The organism is Paenibacillus sp. 2RAB27, from assembly GCF_052115445.1.
Taxonomy (GTDB): Bacteria; Bacillota; Bacilli; order Paenibacillales; family NBRC-103111; genus Paenibacillus_E.
Genome location: NZ_JBFRGR010000010.1, coordinates 208424 through 223333 on the forward strand (window position 1 = coordinate 208424; position 14910 = coordinate 223333).

Annotated in this window: 14 protein-coding genes; 13 read left to right on the forward strand and 1 reads right to left on the reverse strand. The window is 48.0% G+C overall.

The window, feature by feature from the left end; translation table 11 throughout:
• Window positions 1-89: 89 nt before the first annotated feature.
• A complete protein-coding gene (locus tag AB4114_RS16625; RefSeq protein WP_441989448.1) occupies window positions 90-1367 on the forward strand; it encodes an FAD-dependent oxidoreductase in 1278 nt (425 codons plus the stop codon).
• Window positions 1368-1510: 143 nt separating this feature from the next.
• Here AB4114_RS16625 and AB4114_RS16630 read toward each other — a convergent pair whose 3' ends face one another.
• Window positions 1511-2431: an AraC family transcriptional regulator gene (locus AB4114_RS16630; RefSeq protein WP_441989449.1), complete on the reverse strand. Its 921-nt coding sequence runs from the start codon at window positions 2429-2431 to the stop codon at window positions 1511-1513.
• Window positions 2432-2604: 173 nt separating this feature from the next.
• On the opposite strand from AB4114_RS16630, the gene AB4114_RS16635 reads away from it, so the two are divergent.
• From AB4114_RS16635 to AB4114_RS16690, 12 genes are all read left to right on the forward strand, one after another.
• Window positions 2605-4389 carry a glycoside hydrolase family 35 protein gene (locus AB4114_RS16635; protein WP_441989450.1) on the forward strand — a complete coding sequence of 595 codons (1785 nt, stop codon included), beginning with the start codon at window positions 2605-2607 and terminating at the stop codon, window positions 4387-4389.
• Window positions 4390-4605: 216 nt separating this feature from the next.
• Window positions 4606-6033, forward strand: a complete 1428-nt coding sequence (locus AB4114_RS16640; protein ID WP_441989451.1) for a spore germination protein — start codon at window positions 4606-4608, stop codon at window positions 6031-6033.
• Complete coding sequence (locus tag AB4114_RS16645) at window positions 6030-7103, forward strand: GerAB/ArcD/ProY family transporter (protein ID WP_441989452.1); 1074 nt, start codon at window positions 6030-6032, stop codon at window positions 7101-7103. Before AB4114_RS16640 ends, AB4114_RS16645 begins: the two co-directional genes overlap by 4 nt.
• On the forward strand, window positions 7100-8218 hold the full coding sequence (locus AB4114_RS16650; RefSeq protein WP_441989453.1) for a Ger(x)C family spore germination protein: 1119 nt from the start codon (window positions 7100-7102) through the stop codon (window positions 8216-8218). The genes AB4114_RS16645 and AB4114_RS16650 overlap by 4 nt, the downstream gene beginning before the upstream one ends.
• A 124-nt stretch (window positions 8219-8342) precedes the next feature.
• Window positions 8343-8891 carry an NADPH-dependent FMN reductase gene (locus AB4114_RS16655; RefSeq protein WP_441989454.1) on the forward strand — a complete coding sequence of 183 codons (549 nt, stop codon included), beginning with the start codon at window positions 8343-8345 and terminating at the stop codon, window positions 8889-8891.
• Window positions 8892-9058: 167 nt separating this feature from the next.
• The gene (locus tag AB4114_RS16660; protein WP_441989455.1) at window positions 9059-9604 is read left to right on the forward strand and encodes a hypothetical protein; all 546 of its coding nucleotides are present in this window, start codon (window positions 9059-9061) and stop codon (window positions 9602-9604) included.
• A 114-nt stretch (window positions 9605-9718) separates the two neighbouring features.
• Window positions 9719-10480 carry a sulfite exporter TauE/SafE family protein gene (locus AB4114_RS16665; RefSeq protein ID WP_436238771.1) on the forward strand — a complete coding sequence of 254 codons (762 nt, stop codon included), beginning with the start codon at window positions 9719-9721 and terminating at the stop codon, window positions 10478-10480.
• Between the two features lie 90 nt (window positions 10481-10570).
• Window positions 10571-10714, forward strand: coding sequence for a hypothetical protein (locus AB4114_RS16670; RefSeq protein WP_171632188.1), 144 nt, complete (start codon window positions 10571-10573; stop codon window positions 10712-10714).
• Window positions 10715-10820: 106 nt separating this feature from the next.
• Complete coding sequence (locus AB4114_RS16675; protein WP_441989456.1) at window positions 10821-12752, forward strand: ABC-F family ATP-binding cassette domain-containing protein; 1932 nt, start codon at window positions 10821-10823, stop codon at window positions 12750-12752.
• Window positions 12753-13044: 292 nt separating this feature from the next.
• The gene (locus AB4114_RS16680) at window positions 13045-13743 is read left to right on the forward strand and encodes a hypothetical protein (RefSeq protein WP_441989457.1); all 699 of its coding nucleotides are present in this window, start codon (window positions 13045-13047) and stop codon (window positions 13741-13743) included.
• 104 nt (window positions 13744-13847) lie between these two features.
• On the forward strand, window positions 13848-14546 hold the full coding sequence (locus tag AB4114_RS16685; protein ID WP_441989458.1) for a pirin family protein: 699 nt from the start codon (window positions 13848-13850) through the stop codon (window positions 14544-14546).
• 33 nt (window positions 14547-14579) lie between these two features.
• Window positions 14580-14909 carry a hypothetical protein gene (locus AB4114_RS16690; protein ID WP_441989459.1) on the forward strand — a complete coding sequence of 110 codons (330 nt, stop codon included), beginning with the start codon at window positions 14580-14582 and terminating at the stop codon, window positions 14907-14909.
• Window position 14910 lies beyond the last annotated feature (1 nt).

Below are 14910 nucleotides of genomic sequence, written 5' to 3' on the forward strand. Positions count from 1 at the left end.
CATGCATTTTGACAAAGCCATAAGGCCTCTTCGCGCCCTATAATGAAGCCAGTAATGAACACTGGATTTGATAACAAAGGAGTAGAGCGATGAGTGAGCAAGCCTCTTATGATTTTCAAAGAAAAGTAAAGACCTATGCATCAGCAGATGTCATTGTCATTGGCGGTGGCCCAGCAGGAACAGCAGCTGCGATAAGTGCAGCAAGACGAGGGAAGAAAGTCATTTTGCTCGAAAAATCAGCGCAATTAGGCGGCATGGGGACCCTTGGCAACGTAAGTATTTTCATGCCAATCGGGAACGTCACCGGGATATACCGAGAGCTGATCTCGGAAGTATTGGCGGAATATTTGCCAGAACAGCATGATGTATCGATTGCCCCGCAATATTCGCCTTTTATTTTACGACAATATTTAAATGAGAAGATGAAAAAAGAAGGAGTTCAAGTCATTTACCACACGGAATGTGTGGGAAGCGTGAAAGAAGGTTCTCGTTTAAAGGCGGTTATTGTCTCAACAAGAGAAGGGCTTCAAGCGTTCGAGGGACTGCAATTCATTGACTGTACAGGTGATGCCCGTGTAGCGATCGATTCCGGGGTGTCGTTTACGTCAGGTAGAGATGAGGATGGGCTCACGCAGCCAATGACGCTGATGTTCATGATGCAGAATACGGGCAAGCCTATTAAGCCGATTTTGCCAGAGGGATGTTATCACTACAACGAGATCTCAGATCTGCCGCAAGGTCGTCATCTCTTCTGGGAGCGTAATTCAGAAGGCCTGCTCTTGGTTAATATGACCCGAGTTAAAGGGAACGGTGCGAAGATCGCCGATGTCAATTACGCAGAAACGGAAGCACTTCGACAAGTCTTCTCAATCGTTCATTATTTGCAAAGAAACGGTTTTGAAACGTATGCGCTTTCACATGTTCCTAACCAAGTCGGCGTCAGAGAAACGAACCAAATTCGTGGACTTTATACGTTGACCGAGCAGGATGTGGTCGAGGGACGTCGCTTCCAAGATGTCGTGGCGCAGACGAATTACGAGATTGATATTCATAGCCCTGATGGTAAAAAGACAACCGATGAGCGCGAGGTTCATGGTTACGATATTCCTTATCGTTGTATGGTACCTCATGACGTGGAGAATCTGCTTGTCGCTGGTCGATCGATCTCTGCTACGCATGTAGCGATGTCGTCTATGCGCGTACAGCCGACGTGCTATGCACTAGGGCAAGCCGCAGGAATCGCGGCAGCCATTGCGCTGGATGAAGATTGCCCAACGCGCGATATCTCTATTCATGTTCTACATGATGCACTGCAAGAGCAGAACGTTATGCTTCTGAAATTAGCAACTTACGCTTCTCCTGAGTGAAGGGGATAGCGTCGACAGAGCTACAATCTCACCGTTACTCATGAGCGAGGAAAATAGGGAAAGGCCAATAGGAGGAACGGAGTCCGTTCTCATATTGGCCTTTAGTGCGTATTGGGCTGCTGATGGGGCTGCAATGCACCAATCTACTGCACCGAATGGTGCTTCGGCCGGAACTCGCTTGGTGACTGGCCAGTCCAGCGACGGAATTGCCGCGAGAAGTGGCTGGCCGATTGAAAGCCAAGCTTGTCGGCGATATGATTCATCGACAGATGGGTCGTAACGAGCAATTCTTTGGCTTGCTTCAGCTTCAACTGGCTGACATACTGGCGCGGTGATAGGCCGTACACCTTGGAGAACAGCTTGCTGCACTGGCTGCGGCTCATGTTCAGCTCTTTGGCGATCCCCGCGACGGAAGCTTCCTCGCCGAGACCTAGCGACAGCTTCTCCTCGATCGCGTGGGCGACGTCAGTTGAGAACAACGACGCATCGCGGTTCGTTGCACTCGTACTTTCACGCGTTGTTTTCACCACTGCGCTCTGCTGGGCGCGAAGCAGTGCGAGCACATCATGAATGATGAGCAGCGTATAAGACTGCAGCAGCAGCTTATCCTCGAAGAGCAGATGAGCCTGCTCAGCCCCTTGATCTAACAGCTGGTTGCGCGTCACAACGGCTTCTAATTCGCCTACGTAGCTGCGCAGCTTGCTCGTGGAGGCGTCCTTTTGACGGATCAGCTGGTAGGGTGTTGCCGCTAGTAGACTGCGGATTTCCGTATCGTCGAGATCGAAGTGGACATTAAAATACCCATAATGAACAGCCGATTGGTTGGCGGATTGATGTCGGACACCAGATTTAATAAGCAGCCAGTCGCCTGCGAACATGGTGATGGATTGGCGATTAATCTCATGCAAGACTTCACCCTCCGAACAATACAGCAGCTCAAATAAATGATGATGATGCCTCGGATAGGCCCATCCTGGGGGCTGCAGTCCAAAATGACAACCGACGACCTGCAGCGTTTGAATCATATTCGGAAAACGGTAATTATCCCTATATAAATCCTCCATACGGATTGCCTCCAGTTAGCGTTCGTTCGTTGATTTTGATGCCTCTATCATAGCATCCTTCGGCACATTTGGTATAGAACTTGCGCTATTTGGAGATTGAGTGGAACGGCCAGAATCAGCGATGATGAGAGAAGAAGAAAGACCATTCATACGGATAATTCGGAGGGATCATCGTGGCTATTTTAACAGCAGGAAACAAGCAATTTTTACTAGATGGGGAGCCCATCCAACTCTTGTCAGGCGCCATCCATTATTTTCGCGTAGTGCCAGCCTATTGGGAAGACCGATTGTTGAAGCTGAAAGCATGCGGTTTTAATACGGTTGAGACGTATTTACCTTGGAATTTACATGAACCGAAGGAAGGCGAATTCAATTTCAGCGGCCTCGCGGACGTGGAGGCATTCGTACAGCTAGCAGGAAACCTGGGTCTACATGTGATCGTGCGGCCTAGTCCTTACATTTGTGCGGAGTGGGAGTTTGGTGGGCTGCCGGCTTGGCTGCTGCAATATCCTTCGATGAAATTACGTTGCATGGACGCTATGTATTTGCAAAAAGTCGATCGCTATTACGACGAGTTGATTCCTCGTTTGAAGCCGCTGCTGAGCACGAATGGCGGGCCGATTCTGGCGGTGCAAATCGAGAATGAATATGGCAGCTACGGGAATGATACTGCGTATTTAACCTATTTAAGAGACGGCTTAATCAGCCGTGGCGTGGATGTGTTGCTGTTTACATCCGACGGTCCCGAGGATGGGATGCTGCAAGGCGGAACAGTGCCTGGGACGCTGGCTACGGTTAATTTCGGCTCGCAGCCGGAAACGGCTTTCGAGAAATTCCGTCAATATCGCGAGAATGAGCCGCTTTTTTGCATGGAGTACTGGAACGGGTGGTTTGACCACTGGTTGAAGCCGCATCACACGAGGGATGCTGGAGACGTCGCGGATGTGTTCGATCGAATGCTGCGAGCGGGAGCCTCGGTCAATTTCTATATGTTCCACGGTGGAACGAACTTCGGATTCTACAACGGTGCAAACTATCAAGAGAAGTATGAAGCGACAATTACTAGCTACGATTACGATTCACCCTTGTCCGAATGCGGTGATGTGACGGAGAAATATATCGCTGTGCGTAAGGTAGTTGCCCAGCATTTGGGCATAACGGTAGAAGAACTTCCCGCGCTGCCTGCGCCAATTCAGAAGAAGAGCTATGGGCAAATTGCTATGACAGAAAAGGCGGATTTACTAGAATCTCTGCCTTATCTGACGAAACCAATCCAACACATCACGCCAGTGTCGATGGAGCATCTCGGACAAGATTATGGCTTCATCGTCTATTCGACGAAAGTGTCTGGACCTCGAACCGGCGAAAGCTTGCACCTGCAAGAAGTACATGATCGTGCACAAGTTTTCTTAGATGGCGTGTACCAAGGTACGGTAGAACGCTGGGATCCACGTCCACTCCAGATGGACATTCCTGCTGGGGGAGCGAAGTTGGATATCGTCGTTGAGAACATGGGACGTGTTAATTATGGTCCGCGACTTCGAGATTGCAAAGGGATCACAGTAGGCGTGCGAATGAATAATCAGTTCCTTTTTGACTGGACGATTCATCCACTCGCATTAGACAATATCATGGCGGTTCCATTCGTTCAGACGACGGGAGAAGTCCTTGCAGGAGCCAGCGTAGATAGCGAATTCCTAGATCGTCCGACTCTCTATCGCGGGGAATTCCTTGTAGATGGAACAGGAGATACGTTCGTCAAGTTAGCGGGCTGGTCCAAAGGTGTCGTTTGGATCAATGGCTTCAACCTCGGCCGCTTCTGGGAAAAGGGCCCCCAAAACACGTTGTATTTGCCAGCTCCTCTATTAAAAGAAGGGCGCAATGAGATCATCGTATTGGAACTGCACCACACGGAGAATGCCATCATTGAACTGACGGATACGCCTGATTTGGGCTAAGACCCTAGAATACGAAGCACCTTCGGCTGCGATTGCGGCTGGGGGTGCTTTTGGGTTATGTGCTGCGCATGCTTGGCTCCGGTTTTGAAATGGTTTGTCACCTGAAGCAGCACCGTCTGGGCACAAGCCTAGGCGGTTTTTTCTCGTTTTTCTATCTGGATAATCCCCCGAAACTGGTAAATACTAACGGAAATGTAGTTGGACGGAGGGCGCGGTATGGAAATGCAGCAGGATTCTCTTCTGATCTCTGATGAGATCGAGACGAATATACAAAACCTATTCCAGTATTTCCATTCTTCCGACGATGTGCGCTCCAGGGAATTCACCATGCAAAGCCTAAGGGGAAGTCTTCTTTATTTATCAACCATTACAGATACAGATAAGCTGCAGTCAGACATTCTCAAACCATTGCTGCAATCTCACGCAGGTCGTCTTGAGGACATACTTCCTATTTTGGATATTGAGCTTGTCACCGATTTGAAGACTGCAGCAGCAGGGATGCTTCAGGGCAAGTGCGCTATTCTGCTGGAGCAAAGAATGGATATTGTTTTGGTAGATGCAAGTTCAAGAGTCGTACACAGCGTGGGTGAACCACAAAACGAACAAACGGTTCGTGGATCGCATGTCGGTTTTGTGGATGACGTTTATGTCAATGGGCAGCTAATCCACCAACGATTGAAAAATGCGAACCTAGTTGAGCGGCATTTCACCTTAGGCTCCGAAAGCCCGACAAACGTCAAGCTGTTATACATGTGTGATATTGCCGACATGACAGTTGTTGACGATATTATCGCCAACCTGCTCACAAATCAGGCTACCTTCATTAAATCGTCTGGACAAATTACCGATCGTTTGGAAAGTAGTCATTTATCACCATTTCCACAATTACTATTTACCGAAAGACCCGACACGACCGTTTCGCATTTAATGGAAGGACGAATCGTACTACTCGTAGACGGAAGCTCGTTCGCGACAATTCTGCCTGTCACGTTCTTTATGTTTTTTCAAGCGGCAGATGATTTTAATGCCAGGTGGTGGAATGGGACCTTTTTTAGATTCCTCCGGTTAATCAGCGTTATGATCGGTATCGCGCTACCATCCGTATACATATCCATTGTTTCTAATCATTTCGATATCTTGCCGATTGATTTGGTGTTTTCATTGAAAGCCTCGTTGGAAAACATCCCATTCAATCCGCTCATGGAAGCAATGTTCATGATTACCGTGCTAGAGTTGCTCAGGGAAGCCGCGATCCGATTGCCGAAATCAATCGCAGCTACGCTGTCTATCGTCGGAGGTCTCGTGATTGGTAGTGAAGTTGTGAATGCCAATTTGGTCTCAACGACGATGATTGTTGTCATTTCATTGACAGCAGTAGCTTCATTCAGCGTACCTTCACATGAAATGCGCCTTGCTATTCGTCTTATCTCTTTCCCCATCATGATTGCTTCTTCGCTGCTAGGTTTTGCGGGTATTGCCTTTAGCTTCTGTCTCTTGTTCATGCATCTAAGTAAACTCGAAACATTTGGTGTGCCTTATTTCTATCCGTTCACTCCATTCGAACCAAGACGCATTCTGACTACGCTTGTTCAGTTGCCAAGACGGATCTTCCGCCGTAAAGCGTCGGATAGGAGGGCATCATGACTAGGGTTCAATTATTTGCCTTCATTTTGCAAACGCAGATCGGTATCGCTGTGCTTTCTTTCCCTTATGATTTGCATAAAGCCGCGGGTGTAGATGGATGGATTTCTGTTCTTGTGGCTGGAGCCTGCGTTCAACTCATTCTGGTAGCTTACGCATTGTTATGCCAGAGATTTCCCCGGCAAAATCTATATCAATTTGTTCCTATCATTTTGGGCAAATGGTTCGGGAATGTGATCAACGTGGTGTATATCTTACATTTTACCTTTACGAGCTGTCTGATTTTATTGATGGAAATGACGTTCGTAGAGTTATGGATATTACCCCACACGAACCCGGGGCTCATCATCGTTGCGAATTTTATTGTTTGCTTATACATGGCCAAGGAGAATATTCGGATTATTGCCCGTTACAATGCGTTAATTACCCTATTAATTTTTGTGATGCTGGTGATCATGATGACGAACTTTAGCACAATGGATTACCGCTATCTATTGCCTGTTGGGCAAGAAGGGCTACATGCCATATTGTTGGGAGTAAAAAGCTCTTTGCTATCCTTTTTAGGTTTTGAAGTGGTTTTAGTGCTGAATTCTGATATTCAAGCAAAAGGAAAGAGCTTGATTCCTCCCATTCTGTGGGCAAATGGATTGGCAACTGCCTTCTTTCTGATCATGGTTCTCATCTGTAATATAAATTTCAGTCCAGAATCGATTAACTACATTCCACAGCCCGTGCCGTACTATCTCAATGGAATTTCCCTGCCGTTTCTAGAACGATTGGATCTGCTTTTTCTATCTATCTGGCTGGTAAAAGTAACGTCAACACAGATCAGTTACCTTTACAGTGCAGGGAAGGGATTGGGGTACTTATTTCATCGCAATGAGCACCGTAAAGCAATCTATTATCTTGTCCCACTTGTCTGTTTAACGGGGATATTCTGGCGATCGGAGAATCAAGTCCAGTTCTTAGAGCAGATTACTCAATATGATAGCTTTATCATTCTCGGGATTCCGATCGTGCTCCTACTAATAGCCTGGATGAGAGGGAAAAGGGGACGGATGCCATCGGTATGAGAAAATTAGTGATTAGCTGTCTTAGTCTCCTAATACTATCAGGATGCAACTATCGAAATGAGCTCAAAAACCTGCAGCTCATCTATGCGGCCTCGATTGATATGAACGATCAGCACGATATCGTCACTACCGTAACCATTCAATCGCCTGGTGGTAAGGAACGAACGGCGCCCGTTCATGAGGTGATAACGGCATCGGGACCTACGCTGCAAGATGCGTTATTCAAAAAAATTGGGTTGCAAATCGCAGGCCCGATAGGTACCTCCAAAAATCAAGTCATGCTGCTCGGCGAGAAGGTGGCAAAAAAAGATTTAGCGCAAATGCTGGACTCGTCCTTTCGGACTTCAAATGTTCCTATGCTTGCTAAAGTGGCTATTGTTCGCGGGCAAGCTGGCGACTTGATTCGCATCGATCGAATTGGGTCTGCAACGGCAGGTGAATATTTGCGGAAAATCCTTCGAAGTGCTAGCTATGAAACGATCATTCCTGCAATGACGCTGCATTCACTCTACCCCATGCTGCATGATCCAGGGCGGGACCCCGCCATCCCGATTCTGAGGAAAGAGACTGATAAAGCTGTGGTTGACGGCTTAGCTCTTATGCATGCTCGCAAATTTACAGGTTATTCTTTATCCCCAGAGCAATCGATGTTGTATCTATTAATGAACGGAGATAAKGGTGATATTTGTGTGATCACAAGAGATATTAAGGAGGAAGCTTCCAAAGACAAAGACGAACCTTCCGATTATTTAGCACTTAACATATCGAACTTAAAGCGAAAAAAAGAGGTCTGGATTGACGCGGAKGGGCAACTACAGATTCAACTCAACCTGAAGATGAAGGGCAGAGTTATTGAATATGCCAGGGATGACCTAGCCGACAAGAAAAAGGTTGAACAATTGAATAAGCAGTTCTCCGAGGTCATAACAAAAGAGGCCAATGAGATATGCAAGAAGCTTCAGCAGGCAAATTCCGACGCTTTGGGCATTGCGCGGGATGTGATGGCTTTTTATCCGAATGAATGGAAAAAGATGGACTGGGAGACCGAATATCCGAAAGCGAAATTTCAAGTTTCGATGAAAGTTGAGATTGTGTCACATGGGATAATTAATTAAGAGCAGGTATCCTAAAGTATACCTGGTACCTTAAAAGTGCCTACTTCCAGTCGTCCGAATTAATCGTTATACTGATGGAGTTACGTTAAGTAAGTAATTCACTTTATTTTAGGAGGTAACAAAGATGTCGAACGAGCAACTGAAAATTGGTATTATTCTTGGCAGCACCCGTCAAGGTCGTGTTAGCCCGCAAGTAGGCGAATGGGTTAAGCAAATTGCTGATGAGCGTGGAGATGCTGAGTACGAAATAGTTGATATTGCCGAGTTTAAACTTCCTTTCTTCGGTGAAGGTACAGGGGAAGAACCCGGACTTGCAGCATGGAATACGAAGCTTGAAAGCCTGGATGGTTTTGTATTCGTTGTCCAAGAATATAATCACAGCATTACAGGTGCTTTGAAAAATGCATTGGACTCCGCACGTGAGCCTTGGAATAACAAAGCCGCTGGTATCGTGAGTTACGGTTCAACAGGTGGTGCTCGTGCAGCTGAACATCTGCGTGGCATCCTAGGTGAGCTATTGGTAGCAGACGTTCGCGTACATCCGACGTTCTCCTTGTTTACAGATTTTGAAAACTTCTCCGTATTCAAACCAGCTGATCTACACAAAGACAACGTGAATGCGATGCTCGATCAAGTGAAAGCTTGGAGCGGCGCGTTGAAAACGTTGAGATAAATAGTGACATAGAAATACCCCACAGGGATGAGCTGTGGGGTTATTTTATTTGTGGAGAATGTCACATCAGAAGATCGGCGGCGTTTTGTTATGTATTGTAATAGGCCCCTAACGAGGAAGTATGATAAGCTAATATGGATAATTATTCCTATTGGAGTGTGACGTTCGTGATGAAGAAGCCGCGAGTACTATCCGTTTCAGGCGTATCTGGTGGAGGTAAGACAACGACAATCAATCACTTGATTCATAGATTAGATCGTGCTCAGGCCCTCTATTTCGATGATTACGATTTTGAGAATTGCCCTGATATATGTGAGTGGGTGGAGGCGGGGGCTGATTACAATGCCTGGGTGCTCTCCCCATTCATTACAGATATTCAGCTGCTGCTCAAAGACCAATCACTCGACTATATTGTCCTCGATTATCCTTTTGCCTACTTGAATGATGGCGTGCGTGACTTTATTGATTTGGCCTTTTATGTTGACACTCCATTGGATATTGCCATGGCCAGACGCATCTTACGCAATGAGCAAAAGCATGCGATGCACGAACTGCAAAGTGATTTGAAGAATTATTTGGCCAGGGGAAGAGCCGCTTATTTGGAAATGGAAAAGACGGTGAAAGTCAATTCGGATGTGATCATTCAAGGGGATTTGGCTACTGATCTCATCGTTGACCGGATTATAGAGGAATTACGGAAGTATTCAGTTTAACCTTTGATTATTTTACCTTAGGTAAATTCTTGCTTGAACGGGAACATCGTGCGAGAATAGGTGTTGGACAAACAAACCATACTTATTCACACACAAGAGGAGTTCATTCACATCATGCTGCATTTGAGTTGGGAAATGATGATTTTCGTTATCGTCGGCGGGTTCTTGGCAGCCTATGTAGATTCGGTTGTTGGGGGAGGCGGGCTTATTTCGGTGCCAGTCTTACTGGCAACAGGAATGCCGCCAGCGCTGGCGTTAGGCACGAATAAATTAGCGGGGACGATGTCGTCGCTGACAAGCACGATTTCATTTATGCGGACAGGGAATGTTGATCTCAAAGCGGTGCGCGGATTGTTCGTGCTTTCCTTGGCTGGAGCGGTGTGCGGGGTATTCGTGCTGCGGCAAATCCCTTCCGATTTTCTAAAACCACTGGTCGTGGTGATGCTGATTCTAATTACGATTTACACGATATTCCGCAAAAATTGGGGAGACATCTCGACTTTCAGTCAGTACTCGGCGAGGACGGCTTTCTTAATGGGCTGCGCAGCGTTCGTCTTAGGTTTCTATGACGGTTTTTTTGGCCCAGGAACAGGATCTTTCCTGATTTTCGTATTTCTGATGGTCGGCTTCGATTTCGTCAAAGCAGCGGGCAATGCCAAAATTCTCAATTTCGGCAGCAACATCGCAAGTTTAATTACGTTCATGGCGCTGGGCTCCATTAATTATTGGATCGGAATCCCAATGGGCTTGGCGATGGTGTGCGGCGCATTACTCGGCTCTCGTATGGCGATCCGTAAGGGATCGGCGTATGTGCGGCCGCTTTTTATCACGGTATGTGTGCTGTTGGTGGGTAAGCAGATTTGGAGCTTGATGTAGGGGCAGGACGATGGATGGAGCCCATTGCGAATTGACCGATGGTTATGGTACTATTTTAGCAGAGTGTACATTGAAGGAGGTGAAGGTAGGATGAATCGAGAGTTCGTGAACAACCGTGTGAGCCAGTTACCCATTGCGATGGCTGGCATCGTTCATGCAGAAGTCAAAGACGCGAGAGGTCTGTCCACTTATGCGCATACGGTTTACCAACTCACGAAAAGACGCCTACCTTAACCCTCTACGGGAATTATCCGAAAGGTCGTAGGAATTTTCCTGCGGCCTTTTTGTGTTAGCTTCGAGCAGGTCAGGGTCGTCTTCAAACCAAGGAGGATCCTTTATCATGTTAATTATTAATGGTCAAAATATAAAAAAATACCACGGTGCCCAGCTGGTGCTAGAGGATGTTACGTTTGAAATTCATCAAGGGGAACGTGTTGGACTTGTGGGTCGCAATGGTAGCGGGAAATCAACACTGCTGCGCCTAATTGCCAAAATGGAGAAGCCTGACGAGGGGCAGCTAACGGTGCGTAAGGATACGGGGATTGGATATTTGGCCCAAATCCCAAGCGCTTGGGAAAGCTTCACGGTGTACGATGTGCTGGCTGCAAGCTTCCAGGAGCTGCTTGCGTGCCGAGCGACGATGCGGGAGCTGGAGAGCGAAATGTCGAGCCAAGCGGTCATGAACGATGAGAAACGGATGGATCAGCTGCTATCGCGATATGCAGTGCTGCAAGAGCGATTCGAACGCGAAGGCGGCTACGAGCTGGATGCACGCATTGATCAAGTGGCGAATGGGTTGCGGATTGCGAAGGGGTTTTATGAGCGATACTTTGCCTCGCTGTCGGGGGGAGAGAAGACGAAGATCATGTTGGCTTCCCAGTTAATCGGCAAACCAGACCTATTGTTGCTGGATGAGCCGACGAATCATTTGGACTTGGCAGGTGTGGAGTGGTTGGAGGAGTACCTCAAGCATTATGATGGCGCTTGTATCATTGTCTCCCACGATCGTTACTTTTTGGATCTCGTTGTCACGAAAATCGTGGAATTGGAAGATGGCGAGTCGACTACGTATCACAGCTCTTATTCGGGCTACGTGAAGGAGAAGGAAGTTCGTCTGCTTCAGCAGTTCGCGGATTACCAAGAGCAGCAGAAGGTGATCCGTAAAATGAAAGAGACGATCAAGCAGCTGATCGAATGGGGGCGTATCGGCGGCAATGAGAAGTTTTTCCGCCGGGCGTTCTCCATGCAGAAAGCGCTGGATCGGATGGAAAAGCTCAAGCGTCCTGTGCTCGATCCGAGGGCGGCTGATTTCGATTTGAAGCCGGAGGATCGCTCCGGCCGCAAGGTGCTGCGCTTCGAGAATGTCACGAAGAGATACGGGGAGAAGACGCTGCTAGAGCAGGCGAGCGGCTCACTCGAATACGGCGAGAAGGTGATGCTCGTCGGGCATAACGGCTCTGGGAAAACGACGCTGCTGAAGATGCTGCTCGGTGACGTGCAGCCGGATGGCGGGGAGCTCGAGCTTGGGGCCCGCGTCGACATCGGTTATCTGGCGCAGCAAGCGTACCCGGCGGATGACAAGAAATCCGTGCTGGCGTATTTCTGCGAGGAAGCGAAGCTGGAAGAAGGGGAAGCGAGGGGGCGGCTGGCTGCGTATTTATTTTATGGCGCGGATGTGTTCAAAGCGGTGAGTTCCTTGTCTGGCGGCGAATGGACGCGATTGCGACTAGCCCTGCTTGTGCTGCGCAAGCCGAACCTGCTCATCTTAGATGAGCCGACGAATCATATGGACATCGCTTCGCGCGAAGCGCTGGAGGATGCGCTGGAGGAATTCCCAGGCACGGTGCTGGCGGTGACGCATGATCGATATTTTATGAATCGGCTTGCGCGTAAAATATGGGAGTTGGATCAGGGGAAGATCACCGTGTATGTAGGTGATTTTGATGCGTATAAAGAAAAGAGCGGTGAGCTTCGCGCGCGGGAAGCGATTATGGCTGAGGAACGCGGCAGGCTCACCTCCGTTGACAAAGTGAAGGTGAAACAGCCAGAGGCTTCCGCGGTTAAGCGGGGGAAACCAGCGGCGGCGTCTGAGAAAGCCGCTTTGGAGAAGCGGATCGCGGGCGTAGAAGCGGAGTTGGCCGCGTTGGATGAGCGGCTGCAGCAGGAAAGCGAAACACGGACACCGGCGGAGCTCGCGGAGCTTTGGGAGAAGCGGGAAGTCGTGCAGGGGCAGTTGGATGCGCTGTATGAGCAGTGGGTGTTGTTGGAGTAACCGTAGCTGTAACGGTGAAAAACACGCTTACAGCTGCGGAATGTGCCAGAAACGCCTGCCCCTCGCGCTGTAACGGTGAAAAACACACTTACAGCTGCGAAATGTGCCAGAAACGCCTGCTCTCCGCGCTGTAACGATGAAAAACACGCTTACAGCTGCAAGATAGTGATACTCGGCAAGTAGTGCCTATTGCTCATGACTCCTTTTCCGAGCCAATCGCTCGAAGGAACTAACCGGAATCCATTTTTCATGTGATAATGTAAGATATCTGTGTTAGGAACGAGGTGAGAACATGAGTAGGAACACTATGCTTGTCGGGCTGGTTTGGGTCGTTCTCGCGATCCTATATTATAGTGCTTACGGTATTGTGATTCAGGTGTTAGATGTTAGGGAGAAAGGTTTTGATCTCATTAACACCACAATCAGTGTACTGCCTTTGCTAATATCCCTAGCCATTACGTATGTTCTTGTGCAAATGTTGCGGCTACGCCAATTGGTAAGAACCCTCATCTTGATCACGCTCATCCTCCTACTGGCCGTTCCTGCAAGCTTGTCGTTGAACAGACTAATAGACCAGCAGATGAAGAAAGTTGATCCGATTGGGTATCAAGCGCTAGCGGAAAATTTCCATAAACAGATAGATTCCGTTCGAAGCAGTGGCAAATCAACTACGATGAATGTAAAAGAATTAACCAATTTTGCTTGGGATAAGCTTTATTTGTTCGGTCCATATACAACACACACTCAGATCAATGAGCGTTTAGGTTACACATGGACCCGCAATTCGTTACGATTATCAGACGATAATTTGTATCTTATTGTTTTTAGTTTAGATGGAAAAGTTGTGCAATATCTGGATCAAACAACTCCGATTCTCGGTGATTTTAACACGATTTATACGCCAGAACGAGGCGTAGTGCAATTTTCTAGCTCAGGTACCGATAGCAATGAACCTAATCAACCTCACATGCAATTCCTTGAACGCAAGTAATTTGCCATCGTCACAAAACTGGCTTAGTTCCGCCATTGTTCCGACATGGAGTCCGTACCCTGAGTATGATAAGCTAGAGGTACTAATAGAAGGAGGCGATTGCTGTGATCCAAGTTTTCCCGGCCGACACGCGTAATTCAACTGATTTKGGGTGGCTCAAGAGCCACAAAAGCTTCTCTTTTGGCGACTATTTTGATGAAGAAAATGTCAGCTTTGGTGTCATGCGTGTGTGTAATGACGATGATATCGCAGCAGGACGGGGCTTTGGCCCACATCCCCATAGTGACATGGAGATCGTCAGTATCGTGCTCAGCGGAGCGATTAAGCATGAAGACAGCCTCGGCCACGTAGCCATTACGGCTTCCAATGGTGTACAGCGGATGTCCGCAGGCAGCGGCGTGATTCATGCCGAGTATAATGCATCGGAAACGGAACCGATGAGTTTATTTCAACTATGGTTTATGCCAGCGAAGCGAGGAATAGAGCCTTCTTTTGAAAATGTGACGTATGAGCCGGAGGCGATGATTAATCATCTGTTGCCGGTTGTGACACCTGAGGGAGGCCCTCATATCGCGAAAATCCATCAAGACATGAGCATCTACCTGAGCAAGCTGGATGCGGGTAAAGAACTTCAGTTCGAGCAAGGCGAGAATCGCCGTATTTATCTCATGCTCGTGAGCGGGAAATGCTCGGTCAACGATGCGGTACTCGAAACAAAGGACAGCGCGCGTATCCAAGCGGAGTCTTCCCTGACGATTCGTGCGCTCGAAGATACACATTTCATGCTTATTGACCTGCCATAAGGCGATAATGGAGAGATAGAGGAGGTTGCAGCGATGAAGGAAACGTTTCTAGTGAAGCATGCGGTTGGCGGTCGCGCTTTTATCGATACAAGCAAGCAGTCTGTGCCCTACACGTGGGAGCAGCAAGGCGAACAGTGGTTGTTCCGTGTTCAGATTGATCAGCCGGAGCGGATTGCGGAGCTTTTGAAATGGAAAGAGGAGCTCAACGTATTTGTTTTCCAAGAGTTTGAGAATGAGCCTACACGGAAATTATGGTTCTATGTCGGTGATGATGCGGTTCAGTTTGCGGAGGACAAAGGCGAGCTCACGATCGTCGCAACCTCCCACATCAGCTATATTCCCGACCAATTTAGTGTGAAATGAT